Origin of the sequence: Streptomyces sp. NPDC057137 (genome assembly GCF_042670825.1) — a bacterium.
In the GTDB taxonomy this organism is placed as follows: Bacteria; Actinomycetota; Actinomycetes; order Streptomycetales; family Streptomycetaceae; genus Streptomyces.
In genome coordinates this window covers 29867-56239 of sequence record NZ_JBHUUW010000039.1, presented here as the reverse complement: position 1 = coordinate 56239, position 26373 = coordinate 29867, and the positions used below count along the sequence as shown (strand labels likewise).

The 26373-nt window shown below is 70.1% G+C and carries 22 protein-coding genes and 1 pseudogene; 8 read left to right on the top strand and 15 right to left on the bottom strand.

From position 1 onward, the window contains the following. Positions 1-2 precede the first annotated feature (2 nt). Complete coding sequence (locus ACFT9I_RS26545) at positions 3-1166, top strand: LacI family DNA-binding transcriptional regulator (RefSeq protein ID WP_382568194.1); 1164 nt, start codon at positions 3-5, stop codon at positions 1164-1166. A gap of 212 nt (positions 1167-1378) precedes the next feature. On the opposite strand, the gene ACFT9I_RS26540 is transcribed toward ACFT9I_RS26545, so the two are convergent. Beyond that, positions 1379-2692, bottom strand: coding sequence for an ROK family transcriptional regulator (locus ACFT9I_RS26540; protein ID WP_382568191.1), 1314 nt, complete (start codon positions 2690-2692; stop codon positions 1379-1381). A 139-nt stretch (positions 2693-2831) separates the two neighbouring features. Here ACFT9I_RS26540 and ACFT9I_RS26535 point away from each other — a divergent pair, with 139 nt between their 5' ends. The 4 genes from ACFT9I_RS26535 (at position 2832) to ACFT9I_RS26520 (ending at position 7455) form a co-directional block, all read left to right on the top strand. After that, positions 2832-4148: an ABC transporter substrate-binding protein gene (locus tag ACFT9I_RS26535; RefSeq protein ID WP_382568188.1), complete on the top strand. Its 1317-nt coding sequence runs from the start codon at positions 2832-2834 to the stop codon at positions 4146-4148. Between the two features lie 10 nt (positions 4149-4158). Further along, on the top strand, positions 4159-5169 hold the full coding sequence (locus tag ACFT9I_RS26530; protein WP_382568186.1) for a carbohydrate ABC transporter permease: 1011 nt from the start codon (positions 4159-4161) through the stop codon (positions 5167-5169). Next, a complete protein-coding gene (locus ACFT9I_RS26525; RefSeq protein WP_382568184.1) occupies positions 5159-6037 on the top strand; it encodes a carbohydrate ABC transporter permease in 879 nt (292 codons plus the stop codon). The genes ACFT9I_RS26530 and ACFT9I_RS26525 overlap by 11 nt, the downstream gene beginning before the upstream one ends. Before the next feature lie 62 nt (positions 6038-6099). Beyond that, positions 6100-7455 carry a GH1 family beta-glucosidase gene (locus ACFT9I_RS26520; protein WP_382568181.1) on the top strand — a complete coding sequence of 452 codons (1356 nt, stop codon included), beginning with the start codon at positions 6100-6102 and terminating at the stop codon, positions 7453-7455. 73 nt (positions 7456-7528) lie between these two features. On the opposite strand, the gene ACFT9I_RS26515 is transcribed toward ACFT9I_RS26520, so the two are convergent. From ACFT9I_RS26515 to ACFT9I_RS26480, 8 genes are all read right to left on the bottom strand, one after another. Then, entirely contained in the window at positions 7529-8485 is a 957-nt protein-coding gene (locus tag ACFT9I_RS26515; RefSeq protein WP_382568178.1) for a PfkB family carbohydrate kinase, read from the bottom strand. Beyond that, complete coding sequence (locus ACFT9I_RS26510; protein ID WP_382568175.1) at positions 8482-9471, bottom strand: zinc-dependent alcohol dehydrogenase family protein; 990 nt, start codon at positions 9469-9471, stop codon at positions 8482-8484. Before ACFT9I_RS26510 ends, ACFT9I_RS26515 begins: the two co-directional genes overlap by 4 nt. Then, the gene (locus tag ACFT9I_RS26505) at positions 9468-10385 is read right to left on the bottom strand and encodes a carbohydrate ABC transporter permease (protein ID WP_382568172.1); all 918 of its coding nucleotides are present in this window, start codon (positions 10383-10385) and stop codon (positions 9468-9470) included. Before ACFT9I_RS26505 ends, ACFT9I_RS26510 begins: the two co-directional genes overlap by 4 nt. Further along, entirely contained in the window at positions 10382-11365 is a 984-nt protein-coding gene (locus tag ACFT9I_RS26500) for a carbohydrate ABC transporter permease (RefSeq protein WP_382568171.1), read from the bottom strand. Before ACFT9I_RS26500 ends, ACFT9I_RS26505 begins: the two co-directional genes overlap by 4 nt. Further along, complete coding sequence (locus ACFT9I_RS26495) at positions 11362-12720, bottom strand: ABC transporter substrate-binding protein (RefSeq protein WP_382568169.1); 1359 nt, start codon at positions 12718-12720, stop codon at positions 11362-11364. The genes ACFT9I_RS26500 and ACFT9I_RS26495 overlap by 4 nt, the downstream gene beginning before the upstream one ends. Positions 12721-12862: 142 nt before the next feature. Continuing rightward, positions 12863-13624 (bottom strand): DeoR/GlpR family DNA-binding transcription regulator, encoded by a 762-nt coding sequence (locus ACFT9I_RS26490; protein ID WP_382568166.1) that lies wholly within the window; start codon positions 13622-13624, stop codon positions 12863-12865. Positions 13625-14195: 571 nt separating this feature from the next. After that, positions 14196-15965: a discoidin domain-containing protein gene (locus tag ACFT9I_RS26485; RefSeq protein WP_382568164.1), complete on the bottom strand. Its 1770-nt coding sequence runs from the start codon at positions 15963-15965 to the stop codon at positions 14196-14198. 123 nt (positions 15966-16088) lie between these two features. Beyond that, positions 16089-17186: a DUF1996 domain-containing protein gene (locus ACFT9I_RS26480; protein WP_382568161.1), complete on the bottom strand. Its 1098-nt coding sequence runs from the start codon at positions 17184-17186 to the stop codon at positions 16089-16091. A gap of 366 nt (positions 17187-17552) precedes the next feature. Between ACFT9I_RS26480 and gndA the strand changes: the two genes are divergently transcribed. Beyond that, positions 17553-18992: an NADP-dependent phosphogluconate dehydrogenase gene (gndA, locus tag ACFT9I_RS26475; RefSeq protein WP_354605487.1), complete on the top strand. Its 1440-nt coding sequence runs from the start codon at positions 17553-17555 to the stop codon at positions 18990-18992. 134 nt (positions 18993-19126) lie between these two features. Here gndA and ACFT9I_RS26470 read toward each other — a convergent pair whose 3' ends face one another. From ACFT9I_RS26470 to ACFT9I_RS26460, 3 genes are all read right to left on the bottom strand, one after another. Then, positions 19127-19336 carry a hypothetical protein gene (locus ACFT9I_RS26470; protein ID WP_382568158.1) on the bottom strand — a complete coding sequence of 70 codons (210 nt, stop codon included), beginning with the start codon at positions 19334-19336 and terminating at the stop codon, positions 19127-19129. Positions 19337-19465: 129 nt separating this feature from the next. Then, positions 19466-19876 carry a GNAT family N-acetyltransferase gene (locus ACFT9I_RS26465; protein ID WP_382568156.1) on the bottom strand — a complete coding sequence of 137 codons (411 nt, stop codon included), beginning with the start codon at positions 19874-19876 and terminating at the stop codon, positions 19466-19468. A gap of 71 nt (positions 19877-19947) precedes the next feature. Next, on the bottom strand, positions 19948-22317 hold the full coding sequence (locus ACFT9I_RS26460; protein WP_382568154.1) for a glycoside hydrolase family 3 N-terminal domain-containing protein: 2370 nt from the start codon (positions 22315-22317) through the stop codon (positions 19948-19950). 222 nt (positions 22318-22539) lie between these two features. Between ACFT9I_RS26460 and ACFT9I_RS26455 the strand changes: the two genes are divergently transcribed. After that, the gene (locus ACFT9I_RS26455; RefSeq protein ID WP_354606418.1) at positions 22540-22962 is read left to right on the top strand and encodes a DUF350 domain-containing protein; all 423 of its coding nucleotides are present in this window, start codon (positions 22540-22542) and stop codon (positions 22960-22962) included. A 72-nt stretch (positions 22963-23034) separates the two neighbouring features. Here ACFT9I_RS26455 and ACFT9I_RS26450 read toward each other — a convergent pair whose 3' ends face one another. From ACFT9I_RS26450 to ACFT9I_RS26440, 3 genes are all read right to left on the bottom strand, one after another. Continuing rightward, entirely contained in the window at positions 23035-23709 is a 675-nt protein-coding gene (locus tag ACFT9I_RS26450) for a 4'-phosphopantetheinyl transferase (protein WP_382568152.1), read from the bottom strand. Beyond that, positions 23706-24620, bottom strand: a complete 915-nt coding sequence (locus tag ACFT9I_RS26445) for a metallophosphoesterase family protein (RefSeq protein WP_382568150.1) — start codon at positions 24618-24620, stop codon at positions 23706-23708. Before ACFT9I_RS26445 ends, ACFT9I_RS26450 begins: the two co-directional genes overlap by 4 nt. Positions 24621-24931: 311 nt before the next feature. Next, positions 24932-25555, bottom strand: coding sequence for a TetR family transcriptional regulator (locus tag ACFT9I_RS26440; RefSeq protein WP_382568149.1), 624 nt, complete (start codon positions 25553-25555; stop codon positions 24932-24934). A 47-nt stretch (positions 25556-25602) separates the two neighbouring features. Between ACFT9I_RS26440 and ACFT9I_RS26435 the strand changes: the two are divergent. After that, a pseudogene (locus tag ACFT9I_RS26435) lies at positions 25603-26346 on the top strand (SDR family NAD(P)-dependent oxidoreductase); the annotation flags it as partial. Between the last annotated feature and the right edge of the window lie 27 nt (positions 26347-26373).

Here is a 26373-nt window from a genome sequence, read left to right as displayed (position 1 = left end):
TCATGACGGAGGATTCACGAGCGGCCGGCGCGCCCACGCTGGAGGACGTCGCCAAGGCGGCCGGAGTCTCGCGCGCCACCGTCTCTCGTGTCATCAACGGCGTGCGCAACGTCGACCCGGTGATCCAGGCGGCCGTGCGGGACGCGGTGGCCGTCACCGGGTACACGCCGAACCGCGCCGCCCGCTCGCTGGTCACCCGCAAGGCCGACTCGATCGCCCTGGTGGTGTCGGGCGCCGGGGACGATCCGCCACCGGTCGCGGCGACGGCGGGATCGACCGCGTCCGCCGCGTCCGCCGCGTCCGCCACCGATTCGGCGGGCGGGGGCCGTAACGGTGGCCGGCAGGGCGCCGGATTCGACGGCGGCGTGGGGTCCTTCATGACCGAGGTCTTCGCCGACCCGTTCTTCGGCCGGGTGGTGACGGGCGTCGTCAACTTCCTTCGCCCGCGCGGGATTCACCCGGTGCTGATGTTCGCCGAGACGTCGCTGGCGCGGGACGAGGTGGTGTCGTACCTCCGTCAGGGCAGTGCCGACGGCGCACTGGTCGTCTCGACACACGCCGAGGACCCGCTGCCCGCGCTGATCACGGACGCCGGTCTCCCCGCCGTGCTGTACGCGCGCCCCGCCCGTCCGGTACGCATCAGCTACGTCGACCTCGCCCACCAGGACGGCGCCCGGCTGGCCGCCGAGCGGCTGCTCGCCCGCGGCTGCCGCCGGATCGCCACGATCGCGGGGCCGCTCGACGTACCGGCGGGACAGGACCGGCTGGCGGGGTTCCGGGACACGATGGCCCGGCACGGACATCCGTACATCCCGGTCGCCGGGGGCGAGTTCACCGAGGAGAGCGGTGCGGCGGCCATGGAGCGGCTGCTCGCCGAACACCCGGACCTGGACGGGGTGTTCGCGGCGAACGACCTGATGGCCGTGGGCGCGTGCCAGGTGCTGCGCGAGCGCGGGCGGCGGGTGCCGGACGACGTCGCGGTGATCGGCTTCGACGACAGCCGCGCGGCCGCGTCCTGCCGCCCGCCGCTGACGACGGTGCGGCAGCCGGTGGAGGACATGGCGGCGGAGATGGCGCGGCTGCTGCTGGACCGGCTGGCGCGGCCGGACCGCCCGGTGACGTCAGTGATCTTCGAACCCACGCTGGTGCGGCGGGCTTCGGCCTGAGCGGTGCGGTCCTCAATCGCCGGACAGGCTTTGTCCTCAAACGCCGGACGGGCTGAATAGGCCCACCCGGCCCCGTGGAACACAGGCCCTGCGGACCGGCCTCTGTCCTCAATCGCCGGACGGGGTTGGGTGCTGCGGACGGCCTTGAAAGGCACGTCCGTCCCAATCCAGCCCGCCCGGCGATTGAGGACAACCCACCCACCGGCCGGGGGCTACGTCGGCGTCGGCGCCCACCGTGGCGGGGCCTGGTCCCTGCCGACGGCCGGGGCCGGTGGCAGGGGCCGGGTCCCACCGCGGGCCAGGAAGTCCGACAGCGGCAGCGTCGCCGCGCCGACCGTGACCGCGTCCGGGCCCAGGCGGCCCATCTCCACGGTCGCCCGCGCCGCCGTGTGCTTCAGCGCGTACTCGCGGGCGTAGCGGCGGATGTCCGGCAGCAGGTGCGGGCCGATCTGGAGTCCGGCCCAGCCGCCGAGCAGCACCCGTTCGGGCAGGAACAGGTTGATCAGGTCGGCGACGGCCGCGCCGAGGCATTCCGCCGTCTCGTCGAGCAGTGCCACGGCGACCGGGTCGGGCGCGGGTCCGCCGGGCGGTGGGAAGGCGGCGGACAGCAGGGCCGCGAGGGCCGTCTCGTCGTCCGCGTCGGCGGGCAGCGGCCCTCCCGCCTCCTGCCAGCGTTCGCGCATCGCCTCGGCGCCCGCGTAGGCCTCCAGACAGCCGATGGAGCCGCAGCGGCAGCGGCGGCCGCGCATCTGCACGGTGGTGTGGCCCCATTCGAGGGCGCTGCCCCGGTGGTTCTCGTCGAGCGTGCCGCCTTCGCCACCGTGAATCACGCTGGCGCCGACTCCCGAGCCGATGAGGGCGATGGCCGCGGTGCCGACGCCCCGGCCGCCGCCGAACCACATCTCGGCCTGGCCCAGCGTCTTGGCGCCGTTGTCGATGAAGAGCGGGACCTGGGCGGGTACGTCGACGGCGGCGCGCAGCAGTTTCTCGAAGGGCACGGCGGCCCAGCCCATGGTCTGTCCGTGGACGACCGCGCCCTCGGGGCCGTGGCGCTCGATGATGCCGGGGACGCCGATGCCGATGCCGAGGAGTTCGCGCGGGTCGGCCCCGGCGTCCCGCAGGACGTGGGCGACGCCGGTGCGGACGTGCGCGACGATGCGTTCGACGTCGTGGCCGTGCTGGGCCAGCAGCCTTTCGGTACGGGCGAGTTCGGTGAGGGACAGGTCGAAGAGTTCGACGCGGACGCGGGTCTCCCCGATGTCGATGCCGATGAGGAGCGCGCCGCCGGGCGCGACGCGCAGCAGCGTGCGCGGCCTGCCGCCGTCGGAATCGACCACTCCGGCCTCCTCCAGGAGGCGTTCGGCGGCGAGTTCGGTGACGACGTTGCTGATGGAACCTGAACTCAGGCCGGTGGCGGGCCCGAGCTCCTGACGGCTCAGCGGGCCGTCGAAATACAACCGTTGCAACACCCTCGCCCGGTTGCCCCTGCGCAGGTCACGCACTGTTCTTCTGTCCCGTTCGGCCATGGTGCTCCTTCCCAGCAGGCAACATACCCCGGTCCCAGACCTTGACGCGACCTTCTCTCACCTCTTAAATCACGACATAAATTAAGCCGTGAGGCAGCGTTCGACTCTCGAACACAGCCACCCCGGAAAGGGGCCATCCATGCGCAGAATCAGAGCCGCAGCAGTCGTCACCCTCGCCACCGCCCTCGCCGCCACCGTCACCGGATGCGGCGGCGGTACGTCCACCGACGAGGGCGGCAGCAACGACTCACCGAAGACGCTCACCTACTGGGCGTCCAACCAGGGCCCCAACATCGAGGCCGACAAGAAGATCCTCACTCCCGAGCTGAAGAAGTTCGAGAAGGAGACGGGGATCAAGGTCAAGCTCGAAGTGGTGCCGTGGTCCGACCTGCTCACCCGGATCCTGGCCGCCACCACCTCCGGGCAGGGCCCCGACGTACTGAACATCGGCAACACCTGGTCGTCCTCGCTCCAGGCGACCGGCGCGCTGCTGCCGTGGGACGACAAGAACTTCGAGGCGATAGGCGGCCGGGACCGCTTCGTCGACTCGGCGGTCGCCTCGGCCGGCGCGGAGGGCCAGCCTCCGGCGGCCGTACCGCTGTACTCGCTCGCGTACGCGCTCTACTACAACAAGCAGATGTTCGCGGACGCCGGTATCGACGGACCGCCCGCCACCTGGGACGAGCTGGTCGCCGACGGCAAGAAGCTGTCCAAGGACGGCAAGTGGGCGCTGGGCGCCGAGGGCGGCAACCTGTCGAACAACATCCACCAGGTCTTCGCGCTCGGCCAGCAGCACGGCGACGACTTCTTCGACAAGTCCGGCAAGCCGACCTTCACCACCGACGCCAACGTGGCCGCCGTGAAGCAGTACGTCGACTTCATGGCCAAGGACAAGATCATCGCTCCGGGCAACGCGGAGTACGCCCAGAACCAGTCGCTGACCGACTTCGCCAAGGGCAGGACGGCGATGGTGCTGTGGCAGGCCGCCGCCTCGACGTTCGCCTCCCAGGGCATGAAGCCCGAGGACTGGGGCGCGGCGCCGGTGCCCGTGCCGTCCGGCGCGCCCGGCGCCGACAAGCAGGTCAACTCCATGGTCGCCGGCATCAACATCGCCGTCTTCAAGAACACCAAGAACGTCGACGGCGCAAAGAAGTTCGTCAAGTTCATGACGAGCGACGCCGAGCAGAAGCTGCTCAACAAGACCTACGGCTCCATCCCGCCCGTCGCCGCGGCCCAGGCCGACCCGGCGTTCGCCGCGCCCGACCTGAAGGTCCTGCGCGACACCCTCGCGGGCAGCGCGGCGCCGCTCCCCCAGGTGCCCGAGGAGTCGCAGTTCGAGACCGCCGTCGGCACCGCCGTGAAGGACCTGTGGGCGGACGCCGCCTCAGGGACCCCCGTGACGACCGAGTCCGTCAAGAAGCGGCTGGACAAGGCCCAGCAGCAGATGCAGCAGTGAGGCACCGCCCATGACGTCCACCGTGACTCCCCCCGTCGCCAAGTCGGGCAGCGGTGCGGACCAGGGCGACGGGGGTGCGCGGCGGCGACGTCTGCCGCGCATCCCCGACCGGATCCGCCAGGGCGGGCTGCCGTACCTGCTGCTGCTTCCCGCCGTTCTGCTCGAACTGCTCGTGCACATCGTCCCGATGGTGATCGGGATCGTCATGAGCTTCCGCGAACTGACGCAGTTCTACATCAACAACTGGGGCAAGGCGCCGTGGCGGGCGTTCGACAACTACAAGCTCGTCGTCGACTTCGACGCCCCGCTCGGCGAGTCGCTGCTCCACTCCTTCTACGTCACCTGTGTCTTCACGGTCATCACGGTCGGCCTGTCCTGGCTGTTCGGCATGGCCGCGGCGATCATGCTCCAGGAGAACTTCCGCGGCCGGGGTCTGCTGCGCGCCATCTTCCTCACGCCGTACGCGCTGCCGGTGTACGCCGCCGTCATCACCTGGGCGTTCATGTTCCAGCGCGACAACGGCATCATCAACCACGTCCTGCACGACCAGCTCGGCCTCACCGACGAGCCGTCCTTCTGGCTGATCGGCGACAACAGCTTCATCGCGCTCGTCGTCGTGGCCGTCTGGAAGTCCTGGCCGTTCGCCTTCCTCATGCTGATGGCGGGGCTCCAGAACATCCCGCGTGAGCTGTACGAGGCGGCCTCCATCGACGGTGCGGGCATCTGGCAGCAGATCCGCAAGATCACCCTGCCGTCGCTGCGCCCGGTCAACCAGGTGCTGGTGCTGGTGCTGTTCCTGTGGACGTTCAACGACTTCAACACGCCGTACGTCCTGTTCGGCGACTCGGCGCCCGAGGCGGCCGACCTCATCTCGATCCATATCTACCAGTCGTCGTTCGTCACCTGGAACTTCGGTACGGGCTCCGCGATGTCCGTCCTGCTGCTGCTCTTCCTGCTGCTGGTGACGGCGGTCTACCTGGTGGTCACCTCGCGCGGAAGGAAGGGTTCCGGTGCCGCATAAGGCCCTGGCCGGCAAGGCCGGATCTCCACTCGCTCCCCCGGCGTCCTTCCTCTGGACCCGCCGGATCATCCTGGCGTTCCTCACCGCCTTCGCCCTGCTGCCCGTCTATGTCATGGTCAGCAGCTCGCTGAAGCCGCTGGAGGACGTGACGGGCAAGTTCCAGTGGATCCCGTCCGAGATCACCATCCGCCCGTACTTCGACATCTGGGACACCGTCCCGCTCGCGCACTACTTCATGAACTCATTGATGGTGGCGGGCGCCGCGACGGTGCTGTCGGTGACGATCGCGGTGTTCTCCGCGTACGCCGTGAGCCGCTACCGGTTCAAGGGCAAGCGGGTCTTCACCGTCACGGTGCTCTCCACGCAGATGTTCCCGGGCATCCTCTTCCTGCTCCCGCTGTTCCTGATCTTCGTCAACATCGGCAACAGCACGGGCGTCGCCCTGTACGGGTCGCGGGGCGGGCTCATCCTCACCTATCTGACCTTCTCGCTGCCCTTCTCCATCTGGATGCTGATCGGGTACTTCGACTCCATCCCGAGGGATCTGGACGAGGCGGCGATGGTGGACGGCTGCGGCCCGTTCGGCGCCCTGTTCCGGGTGGTCGTGCCGGCCGCGATCCCCGGCATCGTGGCCGTGTCCGTCTACGCCTTCATGACGGCCTGGGGAGAAGTCCTCTTCGCGTCCGTGATGACGAACGACGAGACGCGCACACTCGCCGTCGGTCTCCAGGGCTACGCCACCCAGAACGACGTGTACTGGAACCAGATCATGGCCGCCTCGCTCGTCGTCAGCGTGCCCGTCGTCGCCGGATTCCTGCTCCTCCAGCGCTACCTCGTGGCCGGTCTGACGGCGGGAGCGGTGAAGTGACGCACCGTCAAGTGATCCACCGTCAGCCCGTTCCCCAAGTGCCCTCTGCGGAAAGGCAGTCAGTGAACGACCTCAACGCCCTCCCCCACGATTTCGTCTGGGGCGTCGCCACCGCCGCCTACCAGATCGAGGGCGCCGTCGCCGAGGACGGCCGCTCACCCTCCATCTGGGACACCTTCTCCCACACCCCCGGCAAGGTCGACAACGGTGACACCGGGGACATCGCCTGCGACCACTACCACCGGGTGCCCGAGGACATCGCCCTGATGAAGCGCCTCGGGGCCGGCTCGTACCGCTTCTCGCTGGCCTGGCCGCGTGTCGTGCCCGGCGGCGACGGGCCGGTCAACGAGGCCGGGATCGGCTTCTACGACCGGCTGGTGGACAGCCTGCTGGAGGCGGGCATCACCCCGTTCGCCACCCTCTACCACTGGGACCTTCCGCAGACGCTCCAGGACCGGGGCGGCTGGCCGGCCCGCGAGACGGCCGAGCACTTCGCCGCCTACGCCTCCGTCGTCGCCGAGCGCCTGGGCGACCGCGTGAAGGACTGGGCGACCCTCAACGAGCCGCTGTGCTCCGCGTGGATCGGCCATCTGGAGGGCCGGATGGCGCCGGGGCTCACCGATCTCAAGGCCGCCGTGCACGCCTCGTACCATCTGCACCTCGGTCACGGACTCGCCGTCCAGGCCATCCGCGCGGCCTCCTCCGACGCCCGGATCGGCATCGTCAACAACCTCAGCCCGATCGAGGCGGCCACCGACCGCGAGGCGGACCGGGCGGCGGCCGTACGGGCCGACGGCCACACCAACCGCTGGTGGCTCGACCCGATCCACGGGCGCGGCTACCCGCAGGACATGCTCGACCTGTACGGGGTGGCGCTGCCGGAGCGCCCCGGCGATCTGGAGACCATCGCCGCGCCGCTGGACTGGCTGGGGCTGAACTACTACTTCCGCCAGGTCGTCGCCGACGACCCGGCCGGGCCCGCGCCGTACGCCAAGCAGGTCTATCTGCCCGGCGTACGCCACACGGGCATGGACTGGGAGGTGCACGCGGACGGCCTGGAGGAACTGCTGCTCCGGCTCACCAGGGAGTACGGCGCGCAGCGCCTCTACGTCACGGAGAACGGGTCGGCCTACCCGGACGTCCTGCGGGACGACGGCACGGTCGACGACCCGGAGCGCACCCGCTATCTGGAGGAACATCTGGAGGCCTGCGCGCGTGCCGTACGCAAGGGGGTGCCGCTCGCCGGGTACTTCGCGTGGTCGCTGCTGGACAACTTCGAATGGGCCTACGGCTACGACAAGCGGTTCGGCCTCGTCCATGTCGACTACGCGTCGCAGCGGCGGACGATCAAGTCGAGCGGCCACCGGTACGCGGAGATCATCCGGCAGTCGGCGGCCCGGAACCACAAGGCGGCCTGAGCCGAACGCACGTGTCCCCGGCAGCGGTCGACGCCGTTGCCGGGGACAGGTGTTCAGTCGAACTGATGATGTGTCAGACGGGTGCCGGAAGTGACGGCTCGGTGCCCGCCTGGGCGACCACGGAGGCCGCCACCCGTGAGGCGAAGCCCAGCATGTCCTGGAGCGGCGCGGGGGTGAACTCCGGTACCTGGCCGGTGTGGACGCCCCGCGAGACCAGCCAGGTGATCACGGCAGCCGTGAAGGCGTCACCCGCACCGATGGTGTTGACCACCTCGACCGGCTCGGCGGGCACGGACACCGGCTCGCCGGAGCCCGCCGAGTAGGCCGTACTCCCCCGCGATCCCCTGGTCAGAACGACCAGCCGGCCGCCGGCGGCGAGCCTGCGGCAGGTCTCGTCCGGCGTCGAGTCCGGCCACAGCCGTGCCAGGTCCTCGTCGCTGGCCTTGACGACCTGGCCCAGTTCGCACAGTTCGCGCAGCCGACCCAGGCCGCTCTCCGCGTCGAGCGTGCGATCCTCGCGCACGTTCGGGTCCACCACCAGCAGCGGGCTCCCGGCCGCCGCCGCGCGCGCCGTCGCCGCCACGGCCGAGGCCGCGGGTTCAACGACGGCGGCGAGGCCGCCCACGTACACGGCGGCGAAGCGCTCGACGTCCGTGCGCCGGGGCAGTTGGAAGGTCGCCGTGGACTGGAGGTGGAAGTGGTAGCCGGTGCCCTCGGGGCCCGGGTCCGCGACGGCCAGGGCCGTGGGGAGGTCCGGCCGGGCGCAGAGGCCGAGCTCGACTCCCGCCGAGACCAGCCGCCGCTCGATCGACCGGGCGAACCCGTCGTTCCCGAGGGCACCGGCAAACCAGCTCGGCGTGGACAGCCGGGCCAGTCCGGTGGCCACGTTCGCGGGGGCGCCACCGGGCTGGGCCAGGTGCGCCTCCGCGTCGTCGGCCGTGGGCACCAGGTCGATCAGCGCCTCACCCAGCACCAGGACGGCGCCGGGCCCCGGTGCGGGGTCCGGTGCCGCGCCGGGAGCGTCGGTCACGGCTCCACCACGATCTTGCGGCCCTGGCCCGCCTTGAACCGCTCGATGGCCTGCGGGTACTGCTCCAGCGGCAGCCGGTCGCTGATGAACACCGCGGGGTCCAGGACCCCGGTGGCGAACAGCGCGGCGGCCCGCTCGTAGCTGTGCAGCACCGCCATCGAGCCGGTGATGGTGATCTCCTGGTTGTAGATCTTGTACGGCTCGATGACCGCCGTCGTCGCGTAGTCGGAGACGCCGAACTGAAGGAACGTTCCGCCCTTGGCCACCCGGCCGAGGCCGTCCTGGATGGCACCGGCGTTGCCGGTCGCGTCGATGACGACGTCCCAGCCGCCGGGCCGCTCGAACTCCTCGGCCGAGGCGGCCGCCCGGGAACAGCCGAGCTTGGACGCGGTGGCCAGGCGCTCGGGGTTGATGTCCAGGATGTCGACGCCGGCGGCGCCGGTGCGCTTGGCCAGCTCCAGCATCATCAGGCCCATCGTGCCCGAGCCGTAGATCAGCACATCGGCGCCGAGCGTGCTGCTCAGCACGTCGTAGCCGCGTACGGCGCAGGACAGCGGCTCGATGAGCGCCGCGTCCCGTACGTCCACATGGTCGGGAAGCTTGACGCAGTTGGCCACGGGCGCCACGGCGAACTCGGCGGCGCCGCCGGGGACACTGACCCCGATCGCGTTCCACCGGTCGCAGAGGTTGCCGCGACCGGCCCGGCAGTAACGGCACTCGTGGCAGTACAGGGACGGGTCGACGGCGACCTTGTCGCCCACCACCAACTCCGTGACGTCGGAACCGATGCCCACGATCTCACCGGCGAACTCGTGACCGGGCACGATCGGCAGCGTCGGTGCGAACTCGCCCTGGAGGATGTGCAGATCGGTACCGCAGATACCGCAGGCAGAGACGGACACGACGACGTCGCGCGGGCCCGGGGTCGGGTCGGGGACCGTGGTGACGGACACCTTGCCGACACCTTCGACGATCGCTGCCCTCATTTGACGGCTCCAAGAGAAAGGCCCTGGACAAGCTTGTCCTGGGCGGCGAAGCCGGCGGCGAGCACCGGCAGAGACACGACGACGGAAGCGGCGCACAGCTGGGCGAGGAAGAGGCCCTGGCTGGTGACGAATCCGGTCAGGAAGACGGGCGCTGTCTGCGCTGTCACGCCGGTCAGGACCCGGGCGAAGAGCAGTTCGTTCCAGCTGAAGATGAAACAGATCAGCGCGGTCGCCGCGATGCCGGGCGCGGCGACCGGCGCCACGACCCGCATCAGGACGGTGGGCAGCCGAGCGCCGTCCACCTGTGCGGCCTCGATGATGGAGACCGGCACGTCCGCGAGGAAGGACTGCATCATCCAGACCGCGATCGGCAGATTCATCGAGGTGTAGAGGATGACGAGCAGCCAGATGTTGTCCAGCATCCCCACGTTCTTGGCGAAGAGATACACCGGCAGCAGTCCGGCGACGACCGGCAGCATCTTCGTGGAGAGGAAGAAGAACATCACGTCCGTCCATTTGCGGACGGGCTTGATCGACAGCGCGTACGCCGCCGGCAGCGCCAGCACGAGGACGAACAGGGTCGAGAACAGGGACGCCGTCACCGAGTTGATGAGCGGCGGCCAGGGGCTCGCCCCGCCTTCGGTGCCGAAGAACGTGCTGTAGTTGTCGAAGGTGAGCGGCGCGGTGAGGGACGGCGGGTTGGTCGCCGCGTCCGACTCAGAGTGCAGGGACGTCAGGAACATCCACAGCGCCGGGAAGCAGAAGACGACACCGACCACCCAGGCCAGCACACCCAGCGCGGTGGAGCGCCGCTTGGCGCGCCGGGCCGCGGGGCCGTACTTGTCCTGGTGCTGTACGGGCTTGGCCGCCTTGCCGGGGGCGCCGTCGGTCTTCGGTGCGGAGAGTGTGCTCATGCGCGCTTCGCCTCCTCACTGAAGAGGGACGAGACGACGCGCAGGGCGAAGGTCGCGATCACGATGGTGCCGATCACGACGACCACGCCTGCCGCGGAGGCCAGTCCGTACTCGTGAGCCTGGTAGAAGGTCTGGTAGATGGTGTAGGGGAGGTTGGCGGTGCCGAGGCCGCCGGCGGTGATGGTGAACACGGCGTCGAAGTTCTGCACGATGTAGATCGAGCCGAGCAGGACACCGAGTTCGAGGTAGCGGCGCAGATGCGGCAGGGTCAGGAAGGCGAACATCTGCCAGGCGTTGGCGCCGTCGAGGCGCGCCGCCTCCATCATGTCGATGGGCCTGCTCTGCAGCCCGGCCAGCAGGATGAGCATCATGAACGGCGTCCACTGCCAGACGAGTGACGCCTCGACGGCGAGCAGCGGCATGTCCGAGATCCAGTCGGGCTGCGACGCGTTCTCCACGCCGAACAGTCCGGTGAACCAGGCCCAACCGCCGTTCAGCAGACCGTACTCGGGGTTGTAGAGCACGTGCTTCCACAGCAGCGCGGCCGAGACGGGCACCAGCAGGAACGGCGTGATGAGCAGCGTACGGACGAAGCCGCGGCCCATGAACTTGCGGTCGAGCAGCAGCGCGAGCAGCAGTCCGAACACGACGCTGGCGATCACCACGGTCGCGGTGAGCAGCATCGTCGTGAGGACCGAGTCACGCAGGTCCGCGTCGGTGAAGACGGAGCCGTAGTTGGAAAGTCCGGAGAAGCTACGGGCGTCCGGGTTGAGCGAGTTCCAGTCGAACAACGAGATGAACAGCGTTGCCACGAAGGGGAGTTGGGTGACGGCGATCAGGAAGATGAGGGCCGGCAGAAGGGGCGCCCGGGTGGCCCAGGCGCGGGCCCGCCCCGACCGGGGTGCCGCCGGGGGGCGGGACTTGGCCGGTGGGGACGGGTCCGACGGGGCTGCCGGCGCGTCGCTGACAGAAGTGCTCACCGGTACTCCTCGGCTACCTTCTCGGCCAGCTTCTGCGAGGCTTCGAGGGCGTCGTCGACCGACTGGCGGCCGGCGATGGCCTCGCTGATCTCCTGGGAGACCTTCGTGCCGAGGTCGGTGAACTCGGGGATGCCGACGAACTGGATGCCGACGGTCGGGCGGGGCTGGGTGCCGGGGTCACGCGGGTTGGCACTGGAGATCGCCTCCGACGTGACGTCGGCGAACGCTCCGGCCTCCTTGCGGTAGTCGGCGTTCATGTAGGTCGAAGCGCGCTTGCCCGCCGGGACGTTGGCCCAGCCGATCTCCTTGCCGACCAGCTCCTCGTACTCCTTGCTGGACGCCCAGGAGATGAACTTCCAGGCGCTGTCCGTGTTCTTGGACGCCTTCTGCATGCCCCAGGCCCAGGTGTAGAGCCAGCCGGAGCTGTCCGTCTTGTCGACGGGCGCCGGCACGTAGCCGATCTTGCCCTTGACCGGGGAGTCCTTGGCCTCCAGCGAGCCCGCGCCCGCCGTGGCGTCGTACCACATGGACGTCTTGCCCTGCGTCATGTTGTTCAGGCACTCGGCGTAACCGGCCTGCGGGGCGCCCGCCTCGCCGTGCTCGCGCACCAGGTCGACGTAGAACTTGGTGGCCTTCTTGAACTCGGGCGAGGTCAGCTGCGGCTTCCAGTCCTCGGTGAACCAGGTGCCGCCCATGGTGTTGACGACGGTCGTCAGCGGGGCGATGACCTCGCCCCAGCCCGGCAGACCGCGCAGACAGATGCCCTTCATGCCCTTCTCGGCACCGTCGGTCTTGGCGGCGAGGTCGGCGACCTGCTGCCAGGTGGGGTTGTCGGGCATCTTCAGGCTCTCCTTCTCGAAGATGTCCTTGCGGTACATCAGGAAGGAGGACTCGCCGTAGAACGGCTGGCCGTAGAGCTTGCCGTCCTCGGCCGTCAGCGACTCCTGGAGCGGCTTGAGGATGTCGCCCTGGTCGAACGCCTTGTCCTTCTGCGCGTAGTCGTCGAGCGCGTGCAGCCAGCCGTTCTTCGCGAAGAAGGGCACCTCGAAGTTGCTGATGGTGGCGACGTCGTACTGGCCGGCCTGGTTGGAGAAGTCCTGGCTGATCTTGTCGCGTACGTCGTTCTCCGGCAGCACCGAGAAGTTGACCTTGATGCCGGTGTCCTTGGTGAAGTTCGCGGCGGTCAGCTTCTGGAGTTCGACCATCTGCGGGTTGTTGACCATCAGTACGTTGATCGTGTCACCGCTGTCGGAGGTGGTGCCTCCCGCGCCGCTGCACCCGGCGAGGAGTGCGGTCAAGGCCGCTCCCGCGCCCACACGTACGCCTATTCCACGTCGTCGCTGCTGGAGGGGCATGAGAATCTCCTGATCATTCGGTTGCGGTAACTGTCGGCTGGGTGGTTGTGGGGGGTGGAAAGGATCTCGGGGGTGTCTCGGGGCCGTACGGATCCCACCCCCTGGCCGGTGCGGCGGGGGTCCGGGAGTTGGGTTCGTCGCGTCAGACGCGGATGACCTGGGGGCCGAGCAGCGAATAGCGTTGCGCCTCCGCCGACGGGAGTCCGACGTCGGTGACGATCGTCTCGAAGTCGCCGACATCGGCGAACCGGCAGAAGCTCACGGCGCCGAACTTGGTGTGGATCCCGGCGAACACCTTGCGGCGCGCGCTGCGCATGGCCTGGGCCTTCACCTCGCTGACGGCCGGGTCGGGGGTGGTCAGCCCGTACTCGCGCGAGATGCCGTTCGCGCCGACGTACGCCAGGTCGATGACGAAGTCGGAGAGCATCCGGGTCGCCCAGTGGTCGACGGTGGCGAGGGTGCCGCCGCGCACCCGGCCGCCGAGCAGCAGTACGGCGATCTTGTCTGCGTCGGCGAGTCCGGTGGCGATCGCCAGTGACGCGGTGACGACGGTCAACGGCCGGTCCCTGGGCAGGGCCTCGGCGACGAGCTGGGGGGTGAAGCCCTCGTCGATGAAGACCGTCTCGGCGTCGCCGAGGAGGTCGGCGGCGGCTGCCGCGATGCGCGACTTCTGCGGGACGAGGCGGGTGGTCCGCACCGCGAGGGTCGTCTCGTAACCGGCGCTCTCGACGGGGTAGGCGCCGCCGTGGGTACGCCGTACCAGGCCGTGCTCCTCCAGGGCGTGCAGGTCACGCCGGACGGTCTCCTTGGCGACGCTCAACTTCGTCGCGAGCGCGGTGACTTCCACCGACCCGTCACGTCGGGCTATCTCAAGGATCTCTCGTCGGCGCTCGTCCGTGTCCACGGCTCACACTTCCCTGCTCTGCTGCGGCTCAGCACCCGTTCGGGCTCATGGGTCGTTTGTACAAGCAAGAGCCCCGGCTCTGCCAGGCTCTACGCAGCTTTGAGTGTGCCCGTTCATGCCCGTTTGCTCAGCAGCGTACGTGCTGGTCGCACGGGGTGTAACCCCCTTCGGCGCCCGGTTCGGTGACCGATTGACGCTGATCGATGACCGAACGGCGCCCGAAGCGGTGGGCGGGCTTCCGTGGATCGGCCGTCTAAACGTGAGCTGCGTCCCGTCCGGCCCCCCAAAACGGTCAGCGAAACGGGCACTAAACATGTACGGACCACGTACGAATCGCGACCAGAACGCGACCGAAACGCGGGCGACATACGGGCGCGCGGACGGGGAATGCGGGCGGGCGGAGGGGGATCGCGGGCGGGCGCGCCGAAGCCCGCGGCGGGTCACGGATCTTCCGTGACCCGCCGCGGGACCACCGCGCCGCCGGCGGGGTGGGCACGGCGCGGCAGGAGCGATCAGCCGCCGGTCGCGACCGGGTCGGCCCGGTCGGGCACGGTCGGCTGTGGACCCCGAATCAGCTGTAGACCCCGAACTCGTAGAGCGAGTAGCCCCACGCGGTGCCGCGTTCGGTCGCGTTCACCCGTACATACCGGGCCGCGCCGGTTACCTCGATGTCGTCGATGCCTCCGTTGCCCCCCGTGACGGTCTTCAGGGTGTTCCAGTCCTGTCCGTTGTCGGACGTCTGGACGGTGTAGCTCTTGGCGTACGCGGCCTCCCAGGCGAGCTGTACGTGCCGGAAGTCGGTACGCGCGCCCAGGTCGACCTGGATCCACTGCGGGTCGGCCCAGTCACTGGCCCAGCGGCTGCCGAAGTCACCGTCGACGGCGTTGGACGCCGGGCAGGGGCAGCCGACGCTGTCGGGCTGGAAGGACGACGCCGAGGCCGGCTTCCCCTTGGCCACGTTGGTGCCGTCGACGGGCGGCGGCACGACCTTGAAGGACTTGGTCTCGATCCCCACGTTGCCCTTGCCGTCGGACGCCTTGATGTACACCTTCCACACACCGAGCTTGTCCGGCGCGGTCACGGTGAAGTCCCCGTTGCCCTCGGCGGTGAACTGCGCCGGGGTCAACTGGCCCCCGTTGTCTATGTACTTGCTGTTGACCAGCACCTCGTAGCTCAGGGCGTCACCGTTCGGGTCCGTCACGTCCGACGTGACCTTGAACGGACGTCCGGCGGGTACGGCCGTGGCGCCGTCGACGGCCATGTTCGAGATCACCGGCGGCTTGTTGTCGCCGGCGGTGCTCCTGCCGTACGCCTCCTTCACCGCGTAGTACGAGAGGCGCTTCTGGCCCGCGGGCAGCAGGTTGAACCAGACGCCGCCGAAGTCGTACTCGGTGCCGTAGTGGAAGAGCGTCGCGCCGAGCGCGACGCCCTCGTGGCCCGTGACGCAGTTCCACGCCTCCTTGTAGCCCTGGGCCTTCGCCACGTCGGTGGGCTCCGACGCCACGCCGTTGACGTCGTCGTCGACCTCCCACTCACCGGCCGGGCCGCCCTCGGTGACGATGTAGGGCTTCGTGTAGCCGCCGGCGTTCCAGGTCTCCTCGATGTTGCACACGTCGGCGTAGGAGTTGACCGCGTACAGGTCGAGGTCGGGCGAGTTGCGCTGGTAGTACGGCCAGGCCCCGGTCCACGCGTCGGTCGAGGTCACCGGGTGGTTCGGGTCGACGGCGTGGATCTTCTTGGCGATGTCGTTGACGAAGGTCGTGTACGCGTTGCGCTGCTGCTCCAGGGCGTCACCGCTGTAGCAGTTCTGCAGGCCGAGGACGGACTCGTTGCCGACGTTCCACATCAGTACGCCCGCGTGGTCCTTGTAGGTCTCCACCCACCTGGGGAACTCGGCGAGCATGTCGTTCTTGTACTGCGTGTCGGTGAGGTAGTTGACGCAGCCACCGCTGCCGGGGCCGCCGCCGGGCTGGAGCCAGAAGCCGGCGATGACCTTGATGCCGTTGGCGGCGGCCGAGTCGAGGAGGGGCTTGGTGGTGCCGTCGGTGCCCCAGGTCCGGATGGTATTGACGCCCATGGAGGCCACGTCGGGCATGTAGGTGCCGGCGTCGGCGACGGACGGCCCCCAGGTCAGGCCCTTGACCTGGTACGGCGCCCCGTCGACGGTCAGCTGCCAGGCGCCTTGGGAGCCGGTGACCTTGACGACGCTGCCGGCCGCTTGCGCGGGGGCGGCGGCCGGGACGGTCACGGCGAAGGCGGTGAGGAGCGCGGTGGCGGCGACCGACGCCATCGTGCGCAGCCGGCCGGTGGCGAGTCTTGGGAGGAGTTTCGTATCGCTCATGAGTCACCTGTGGGGAGAGTGCGGGCGGGGATATGGAAAGCGGGAGCGAGCAGCACGGCGGAGCAGCTGGGAGAGCGCTCTCCCGTCAGGGCGGAGTACACCCCGACGGGAGAGCGGTCCCGGTCATGGCAGTTCGTAGTCCTCGTTCAGGGCCGCACCGGCCCCGGGATTGTTCTGGTCGTAGCCGCGCGCGTCGCACTGGAGGCCACCGACGACGCAGTGGTTGACCATGGCGCCCAGCGTGGCGTTGTCCCAGGCGTTGAAGAAGTCGTAGTGGAAGGAGTGCCCCGTCCCACTCGCGAGTCTCACCTTGGACATGTCTCCGTTCACCGGCCATGCCATCTTGAACTCGACCATCGGCAGCGCCACCGGGTGCGACGTCGGGCAGACGTCCTGGTTGGCGCCCTGGACGAGCGGATAGGCCATGTGACTCTTGTGGTCCGGGGTGTCCAGATACTTTCCGTCCCAGCAACTGGGGGCCTGGAAGCGGAGGTTGAGCTGGACATCAGGGGTGGCCGGGCAACTGGCCGGGATCTCGGTGTTGTTGAACGAATTGCCGCACTCCCAGCCCTCCACCCAGCCCGGGTGGTTACGGAACTGCTCGGCCGTCTGGGTGGGACTGCCGACCACGAACCGCAGGCCCTTCGGGAACGGCCGGACGGTCCGGTAGTCGGTGACTCCCGCCTTGTAGTAGATGACCTGCGGGCCGATGGGCCGTACCGGCTGGTCCCCGTTGAGCAGGGTCGGCATCCAGTACGCGGACCGGTCGCCCGGCGCCTTGCACGCCGTGGTGCCGGCGTCCAGCGACGCCGTGGTGCTGTTGGCGTCGGTGGTCCTGTTGCCCATGAAGGTGTGGTCGTGCGACGCGCCCGACTGGCCGGGGTAGACGATCGGGTCGTCCGGCCTGGTGTGGGTGACCTCGCAGTTCGCCTGGAACTCGTGGAAGTAGCGGTGCGGCGGTATCTCGGCCGACGGTACGACGCCGGTGACCGGCGGGTTCGCCGGTATGTAGCCGTCGCCGTCGGGGTCGTCGCCCGAGGGCACGGGGACGGCCGGGGGCATCTTGTGTCCCACGTGGGACGCGGCCGTGGTGCCGCGGTCGTTCTTGGGGTCGGCGGTAGCGGTGTCCGTGATCGCGGTCAGACCCATGGCCACCAGGGCCAGGGCGGTGAACACGAGCAACGCGGACACCAGGGTGGTTCTGCGGAGTCTTTCGGCCATGCGGACCTCCATGCCGCTCTTCGTCCGCATACGGACCGTATGCGGTGGGGGGAGAGAGTGGTACTGGACGGTGCACCGCGGAGAACGGTTCCTGGATCCGGGACCGTCAGGAACACCGGGATCACTGTGGGAGAGCGCTCTCCAAAGCCAGGCCAGTGTTACGCCGACGCTGAGAGAGTGTCAAGAGTTGGTGAACGACGGTCCGTACGGACGCCGCCTCTGACCAAGAAATGAACGGACCCGACGCGACCGACCCGGAATGCGGAAGAATGCGGGCGGCTTGAAGATCGATGAACAGCCCTGTCCGGCGGTACGTACCCCTACCGCCGGACGAGGTACATCCGACGGAGACCCAGGAGCACACGCATGAGTGGTACTGCCCAGATCGGCGTCACCGGGCTCGCGGTGATGGGCCGCAATCTCGCCCGGAACTTCGCCCGCAACGGCTTCGCCGTCGCCCTGCACAACCGCACAGCGTCGAAGACCCACGCTCTGGTCGAGGAGTTCGGCGAGGAGGGCGTCTTCGTTCCCGCGGACTCCGCGGAGGAGTTCGTCGCCGCGCTGGAGCGCCCGCGCCGCCTCGTCATCATGGTGAAGGCCGGCGACGCGACCGACGCCGTGATCCAGGAGTTCGCCCCGCTGCTCGAAGAGGGCGACGTCATCATCGACGGCGGCAACGCGCACTTCGCCGACACCAGGCGTCGCGAGAAGGAGCTGCGCGAGCGCGGCATCCACTTCGTCGGCGTGGGCATCTCCGGCGGCGAGGAGGGCGCGCTGCACGGACCGAGCATCATGCCGGGCGGTTCGAAGGAGAGTTACGAGTCGCTCGGCCCGCTGCTGGAGCGCATCGCCGCGAAGGCGCCGGACGGCACCCCGACGGTGGCCCACATCGGCCCCGACGGCGCCGGGCACTTCGTGAAGATGGTGCACAACGGCATCGAGTACGCCGACATGCAGCTGATCGCCGAGGCGTACCACCTGCTGCGCTCGGTCGCCGGCTACTCCCCCGAGAAGATCGCCGAGACGTTCCGGACGTGGAACACCGGGCGGCTCGACTCGTATCTGATCGAGATCACGGCCGAGGTGCTGGCCCACCAGGACGCCGCGACGGGCAAGCCCTTCGTCGACGTCGTGGTCGACCAGGCCGAGCAGAAGGGCACCGGCCGCTGGACGGTGCAGATCGCCCTCGATCTCGGTGTGCCGGTCTCCGGCATCGCCGAGGCGGTCTTCGCGCGCTCGCTCTCCGGGCACGCCGCGCTGCGGGACGTCTCGCAGACGCTGCCGGGCCCGACGGCGACGGCGCTGAGCGAGGACGAGGCCGCGCGCTTCGCGGACCAGGTCGAGCAGGCGCTGTACGCGTCGAAGATCGTGTCGTACACGCAGGGCTTCCACCAGATCCAGGCGGGCAGCGAGGAGTACGGCTGGAACATCGACCTCGGGTCCGTCGCCGCGATCTGGCGTGCGGGCTGCATCATCCGGGCGGCGTTCCTGGACCGGATCCGGGGCGCGTACGACGCGCAGCGCGATCTGCCGAGTCTGCTGGCCGACAAGCAGTTCGCCGAGGAGATCGGCGCGGCGCAGGACGACTGGCGCGAGGTGATCGCGACGGCGGTGCGGCAGGGTGTGCCGACACCGGGCTTCGCGGCGGCGCTCTCCTACTACGACGCGCTGCGCGCGGAGCGGCTGCCGGCCGCGCTCACGCAGGGCCAGCGGGACTTCTTCGGTGCGCACACGTACCGGCGTACGGACCGCGAGGGGTCGTTCCACACCCTGTGGGGCGGCGACCGCTCCGAGGTCTCCGGCTGACCGGAGCGCACTGAACGACCGGACGCCGACGGGTCGACCCGTCGGCGTCCGGTGGTTCGCGGCGGTGGTTCAGGCGTGTGGTTCGTGCCGATCGTCACGCCGGTCGCGCACGCCGGCCGTTCACGCGTGTGGCCTCACCCGAGCGGTCCCGGCTGGGGCTCCGGGTCCGGGACCGGGTCGGGGCCCGGCGGGCTGGGGATCGGGTCCGGTGACGGCGCGGGCGGCGGCGCGGGAACGGGCGCCGGGCCGGGCAGCGGTCCGGGCGCGGGGCCCGGCTCGGGTCCGGGCGGCCCCGGCGTCGGGGTGGGCGACGGCGGTACGGGGTCGGGATACGGATGGGTCATGCCAGTCCTCCAAAAGTACGGACTCGTGCGTTCCCAATGTCTCCCGATGCGCGTGCCCACGCGCGCCGGGTCCACTCATGATCGGCCCGGCGCACTGTTCCCGGGCGCGGCGCTCCGCCCCCGCCGGCCTCACCAGCGCCCGGAGTCCGCCTTCAGTTGTGCCTCCGCGGCGCGCACCGTGTCCTCGTCGGCCGCCGGTGCCACGGCGACCTCGTCCGGGTGCCGCTGCGCCCACCTGGCCGCGTACGGGCACAGTGGTACGACGGGCACGCCCTCGCGGGCCGCCGTCTCGTAGAACTCCTTCACCAGCGTGCCCGCGATGCCCTTGCCCTCGTGGCCCTGCTCCACCACCGTGTGGACGGCCACGAGCGCGGCGGGGGCGCCGGCCATCACGAAATAGCCGACGACGCCGACGAGCTGGTCGCCCTCGTACGCCTCCAGCCGGCCCTGCGCGCGGTTGTCGCGGATGTCGATCTCTGCCATGGCGGGTTCGTCTCCCTGGTCGTCGGAGAAATCGCTCTCCGGGTGCTCTCCGTACAAGGAAGAGGCCCGCCGGAATCATCCGGCGGGCCTCTTCGTGGGGCAAGTGGGCCCGGCCCCCGGGCCCGTCCTCAGGTGATCGTCAGGGTGTCCTTGGCCGTGGCCGTCGAACTGGTGCCGACGAAGATGTCGACCGTGCCCTCCTCCACCACGAACCGGCCGTCCGGATCGTTGGTCCAGAAGCCGAAGTCCTCGGCGCCGAGGCTGAAGCGCACCGTGGTGGACTCCCCGGCCGTGAGACTCACCCGGCGGAACCCGCGCAGGCGCCGTACCGGCTGCACGATGCTCGCGACCGGGTCGTGGAGATACAGCTGGACGACCTCGTCGCCGTCGCGCTCGCCCGTGTTGCGTACGGTGACGGCGACCTCGACCGTGTCGCCCTCGCGCAGGGACGCGGCGGCGATCGTGTTCCGGCTGAGCGAGGGCTCGGTGAGGGTGCAGGTGGTGTAGCTCAGGCCGTGGCCGAACGGGTAGCGCGGGCCGTCCGGCACGTCCAGGTACCGGGAGACGTAGCGCTGGTCCGGGACGGCGGGGTCGTAGGGGCGGCCGGTCCGTTCGTGGTTGTAGTTGACGGGGAGCTGGCCGACCGTACGGGGGAAGGACGCCGGGAGGCGGCCACCGGGGTCGACGTCGCCGAACAGCACGTCGGCGATCGCGTTCCCGGCCTCCATGCCGGGGTGCCACGCCTCCAGTACGGCGGGGGCGCGGTCGGCCCAGTCGCCGAGGGCGAGCGGGCGGCCGTTCACGAGGACGACGACGTACGGCTTGCCCGTCGCCGCGACCGCTTCGATCAACTCGTCCTGGCGGCCCGGCAGTCCGATGTCGCTGCGGGAGTTCGCCTCGCCGCTGATGGCGGGGCTCTCGCCCACCACGACGACGGTGACGTCGGCGGCCCGCGCCGCGGCGACCGCGTCGGGGAGTGTGCCGGTGTCCTGGCCCGCGGCGTCGATGCCCAGGGCGTGGGTCACCTCGGTGTCCGGCAGGGCGGCCCGTACGGCGTCGAGCACCGTGACGGAGCGGAACTTCTCCGCGCCGGGCCCCGCCCAGGTGCCCTGGAGGTCGTCGGAGTCGGCGAACGGCCCGACGACGGCGACGGAGCGGACGCTCTTCGCGAGCGGCAGCGCACCGCCCTCGTTCCTGAGCAGCACCATGGAGCGCGCGGCGGCCGTGCGGGCGGCCGACCGGGCCTGCTCCGTCGGGCCGGTGATCTCGGCCTTCTCGGGGACGTACGGCTCGTCGAAGAGGCCGAGGCGGAACTTGACGCGCAGGACGCGCGTCACCGCGTCGTCCAGCCGCGCGGCGTCGATCCGTCCCTCGCGCAGCAACTTCCGCCCGTGGTCGGCGACATGGGTGCTGACCATCTCCATGTCGACACCGGCGCCCAGCGCGAGGCGGGCCGCGTCCTCGCCGTCGGCGGCGAAGCCGTGCGGGATGAGTTCCTGGACTCCGGTCCAGTCGCTGACGACGAAACCGTCAAATCCCCAGTCCTGCTTGAGGATCCGGGTGAGGGTGTGCGCGTTGCCGTGCGCGGGGACGCCGCTGATGGTGTTGAACGAGGCCATGACGGTGGCCACTTGGGCGTCCACGGCCACCTTGAAGGGCGGCAGGTAGTGATTGCGCAGCCGCGCCTCGGACACGTCGACGGTGTTGTAGTCCCGGCCGCCCTCGGCGCCGCCGTACGCGACGTAGTGCTTGGCGCAGGCGGCGATACGGTCCTTCGCCTTCAGATCGCCGCCCTGGTAGCCGCGCACCTTGGCCGCCGCCAACACCGCGTTCAGATACGGGTCTTCACCGCCGGACTCCGCGATCCGGCCCCAGCGCGGCTCGCTGGTGACGTCCATCATCGGCGCGAACGTCCAGTGCACACCGTTGGACCGCGCCTCGGCCGCCGAGACCGACGCGTCCAGCTCGGAGACCGCCGGGTCGAAGCTCGCCGCCTGGGCGAGCGGGATCGGGAAGGTGGTCCAGAAGCCGTGGATGATGTCGAGGCCGAAGATCAGCGGGATGCCGAGCCGGGACTCCTCGACCGCGATCCGCTGGAGGGCGTTGCTCTCCTTGGCGCCGTGGATGTTCAGTACGGAGCCCAACAGGCCCGCGCGGGCTGCCTCTTCGGCCTCCCGGGTCTGGGTGCCGCCGGGGCCGGTGGCACCCGCCCAGGCGAACTGCTGGAGCTGGCCGAGCTTCTCGTCGTCGGTCATCTTCGCCAGCAGTTCGGCGACGGGCCGGTCGTACGGATCGTTCCTGGCCGGCGGGTCGGCCGGTGAGTCGACCGGTGCGCTGTCACGTGCGCTGTCCGTCTGGCTGGCCGGGGTGGCGGCTTGCACGACTGGGGTCCTTTCGGTGGCGGGCGCGGGACCGCCGCCGGTGGCGGACGCGCGTGCCGGCGCGCCTGCCGCGACGGCGGTCACACCGATCGTAGTGAGCAGGGTGCGCCGCCTCATGAGGTGCATGTCTGTGCCTGTTCTGTGCGCTCCGTACAGTCGGACAAAGCAGGAGCTTAGGCACGTTGATCGATAATCCGGGCGGGGAACACGAGCTTCCGGCCACGGTCGGGACGCGGTTCGGCTGCGGTTTCCGGCTCCCCCTCGCAGCTCGCACACCGTGCGATACATTTTGCGACGCCTTTGCCACGATCATCTTCAGCACCGGAGACGAGCTTCCCAATGAACGACATAGTCAACGGACTTGGCCGAGCGGGCGCCTACGGCGCGCTCGGTGTGGTCCTTCTGATCCTCGGTATCGTCCTCGTCGACGTGCTGACACCGGGGAAGCTCGGCAAGCAGATCTGGGAGGAGCGCAACCGCAACGCCGCGCTCCTGCTCAGCTCGGCGCTCCTGGGTATCGGCGGCATCGTCTTCACGTCCATCTGGACGACGTACGACGACTTCGGCAAGGGCCTGGCGTCGACGGCCGCGTTCGGGGTGCTCGGCCTCGTGATGATGGCGGTGGCGTTCCTGGTGGTGGATCTGGTGACGCCGGGCAAGCTGGGCGCGACGCTGGTCGAGGCGGAGCCGCACCCCGCGGTGTGGGTCACGGCGTCGTGCAACATCGCTGTGGCGGCGATCGTGTCGGCGTCGATCGCCTGAGCGGTGCGCGACGCGCGCGGTGGCGTGTGACCGGGTTGTCCGTCCTCGGACTTGGACGGCCCGGTCACACCACTACGCGGGGACGGTGACGGACGTCAGCACGATGCCGTTCTCCGCGAGCCAGCGTCCGTCGAACGTGTGCAGGGTGCGACTCCCGGCCTTCGCCGGCCCCGCGAGGAGGTGCGCCGTGAACGTCCCGCCCACCGGGTCGGTCCCGTCCACCGGGTCGAAGACGAGCCGGGCCCCCTCGAACTCCAGGAAGCGTCTCATCAGCGGGAACCACGCCTTGTAGACGGACTCCTTGGCGCTGAACAGCAGCCGGTCCCACGGCACGCCCGGCGCGGAATCCAGGAGTTCCTTGACCGCGATCCGCTCGTCGGCCAGGGCCACCGCGTCCAGGACCCCGGAGGGCAGCGGCAGCGCGGGCTCCGCGTCGATACCGATCGAGGTGACCCGCGCGGGGCGGGCGACGACGGCCGCGCGGTAGCCGTCGCAGTGCGTGATGCTGCCGACCACCCCCTCGGGCCACAGCGGCGCGCCGCGCTCGCCGGTGAGGATCGCCCCCGCCGGCGCGCCCAGCCGTGTCAGGGCCTGCCGCGCGCAGTGCCGGGCGGTGGTGAACTCGCCGCGGCGCTTGGCCACGGCGGACTTCACGAGCAGTTCCTCCTCGGGGAGGAGCGTGGCCCCGGGCAGGTCTCCGTACGCCTCGGCCGTCTCCGTACCGGCGGGCACGATGCGTTCGATCACCGCGGCTGCCCCGCTTCCTCACGGACCGGCAACGGCAGGATCTGTACGGGGCGGCCCGGCTCCTGCGTGCGCCGTCCCCACTCCCTCGGATAGCCCAGGGAGACCTCCTGATGCGGCACCCCGTCGCACCACATCAGCCGGGGGATGTGCAGATGCCCGTACACGACCGAGGCGGCCCGGAATCTCTGCGGCCAGTCGGCCGAGCCCTTCGTGCCGCACCACAGCGCGAACTCCGGGCGCCACAGGACGTTCGTGGGTTCGCGCACCAGCGGCCAGTGGTTGATCAGCACGGTGGGCAGCTCGGGCGGGATCTCGGCCAGCCGGCGCTCGGTGGCCGTGAGCCGGGCGCGGCACCACGCCTCCCTGCTGGGATACGGGTCGGGGTGTAGCAGGAACTCGTCGGTGCAGACGACACCGGCGGCCTCGGCGACCGCGAGGGCCGATTCCTTGGAGTCCGTGCCGGGGGGCCGGAAGGAGTAGTCGTAGAGGAGGAACAGCGGCGCGATGACGGCGGGGCCGCCCTCGCCCTCCCAGATGGGATAGGGATCCTCCGGCGTGACGACGCCGAGCCCACGGCACATCTCCACGAGGTGGCGGTACTTGGCGTCACCCCGGAGCTGGATCGGGTCGTCCGGGGCGGTCCACAGCTCGTGGTTGCCCGGCACCCAGATGACCTTCGCGAACCGCTCGCTCAGCGTGCGCAGGGTCCACTCGATGTCGGACACCAACTCGCCGATGTCACCGGCCACCAGGATCCAGTCGTGCTCCGACTCGGGCCACAAGGAGTCCGCGATCTTCCTGTTCTCCGCGTAACGGATATGCAGATCGCTCGTCGCGACAAGTCGTCCGGGCTTCGCCGGGGGCGGGTCGGCGGGCGAGGGTGGCGTCGCGCCGCGTATCTCATAGGTCACCGGCAATCGCTCCGAACTCGACGGGCCCGCAAGTAGCGCATTGAACAAGGATATGTACGTGTCCGCGTCGATCAACCCCTACTTTCCCCTGCCGCTCCCCCACCACGCCGGCCGGTGGTCCGCAGCGGCACTCGCGCCGGTACGAGGGTGGCGGCGGTCGCGCGCAGTTGGGCCTTGGCCACACCGAGCCTGTGCAGGACGTCGAAGTCTCCGCGACGTGAACTCATCGACTGGGCAGGGCTGTTGGAGACGGACATGCCGAGGTGGCAGAAGTCGGATACGCGACCCCGCGCACGGTGGAGACCCGGCGGTCACCTAGTGCTGTCGGGGCGCTCACGGCCGGTGGGGCGCTCATGGGCGTCCGGGCGGCGGCGGCCCGGGTCGTCCGCGAGCAGTCCGAGGACGAACGCCTCGGCGAGTCGCGTGAGCCGGGGCAGGAAGTCGGAGGCGGTGTGGGCGAGCCTGGGGTCCTCCGCGTACACGCGCGCCATGGTCTCCGACGGGTTGGCGATCTGCCAGAGCGTGCCGACCATGGATGTCAGGGCCGCGATCAGGTCGACCCCGTCGCGTTCGTCCAGTTCCGGGACGGCACGCCGGATCGCGGCGACGGCGGAATCCACCGCGTCCAGCGCGCGGAATTTGTAGGTGCGGACGGACTCGGCGGACACGGAGCGTTCGAGACTCAGCGGGGCGTGCGCGAGAAGGTCGCAGAACAGCGGCCGGTCGGCGAGTGTCCGCGCGAGTACGGCGGCGAGGTCCCGCGCGGACAGGGCGCCCGCCCGGTCCAGCTCGTCCTCCAGCGTCGTCGCCCAGCCGTCCCACTCGGTGGCGGCGAGCCGTAGATAGATCTCTTCGCGCGACTCGAAGTACCGGCGCACGGCCGAGGCGTGCACGCCCGCGGTCGCCGCGATCTCGTTGAGCGTGACGGCCCGCACCCCCCCTCACGCAGCGCGAGCGTCCGGGCGGCGTCGACGGCAACCGCGTCGTCGCCACCGCCCGCCGACCGGAGGCGTTCGCCGATCCCGCCGAGAAGTACGGCGACCGGCTGCTCGCGCTCCGTCTCGACGTCACGGATCCGGAGCAGGCACGGACGACGGTCGAGACGGCCGTCGGGACCTTCGGCCGTATCGATGTCGTCGTCAACAACGCCGGCTACGCCAACCTCGTACCGCTCGCTCAGATCGGCCTCGACGACTTCCGCGCGCAGGTCGACGCCGTCTTCTACGGCACGGTGTATGTGACGAAGGCGGTCCTGCCCCACTTCGTGGAGCGGCGCGCCGGGCACTTCATCCAGGTGACCTCGATCGGCGGGCGCGGCACCGCGCCGGGCGTCGGCGCCTACCAGTCGGCCAAGTTCGCGGTCGAGGGCTTCTCCGGGGTGCTCAACGACGAGGTGGGGCCGCTCGGGATCAAGGTGACACTCGCCGAGCCGGGCGCGATGCGGACGGACTGGGCGGGCTCGTCGATGGACATCCCGGAGATCGCGCCCGAGTACGAGGCGACCGTCGGCGCGATGGCCAAGCGCCTGCGGACCACGACGGGCAACGAGCCCATCGACCCGGCGAAGGTGGCGCGCGTGCTGCTCGACGTCGCGCGGCTGGACGAGCCGCCGCTCCACCTCGTGCTGGGCCGCGACGCCGTCGACTACGTCGCCGACAAGATGAAGTCACTGACGGACAGCGACGCGCGCTGGGCGGAGCTGGGGCGCTCGGTGGACTTCGACTGACGGTGTCCGTCCGGTCAGGCGCGCTGA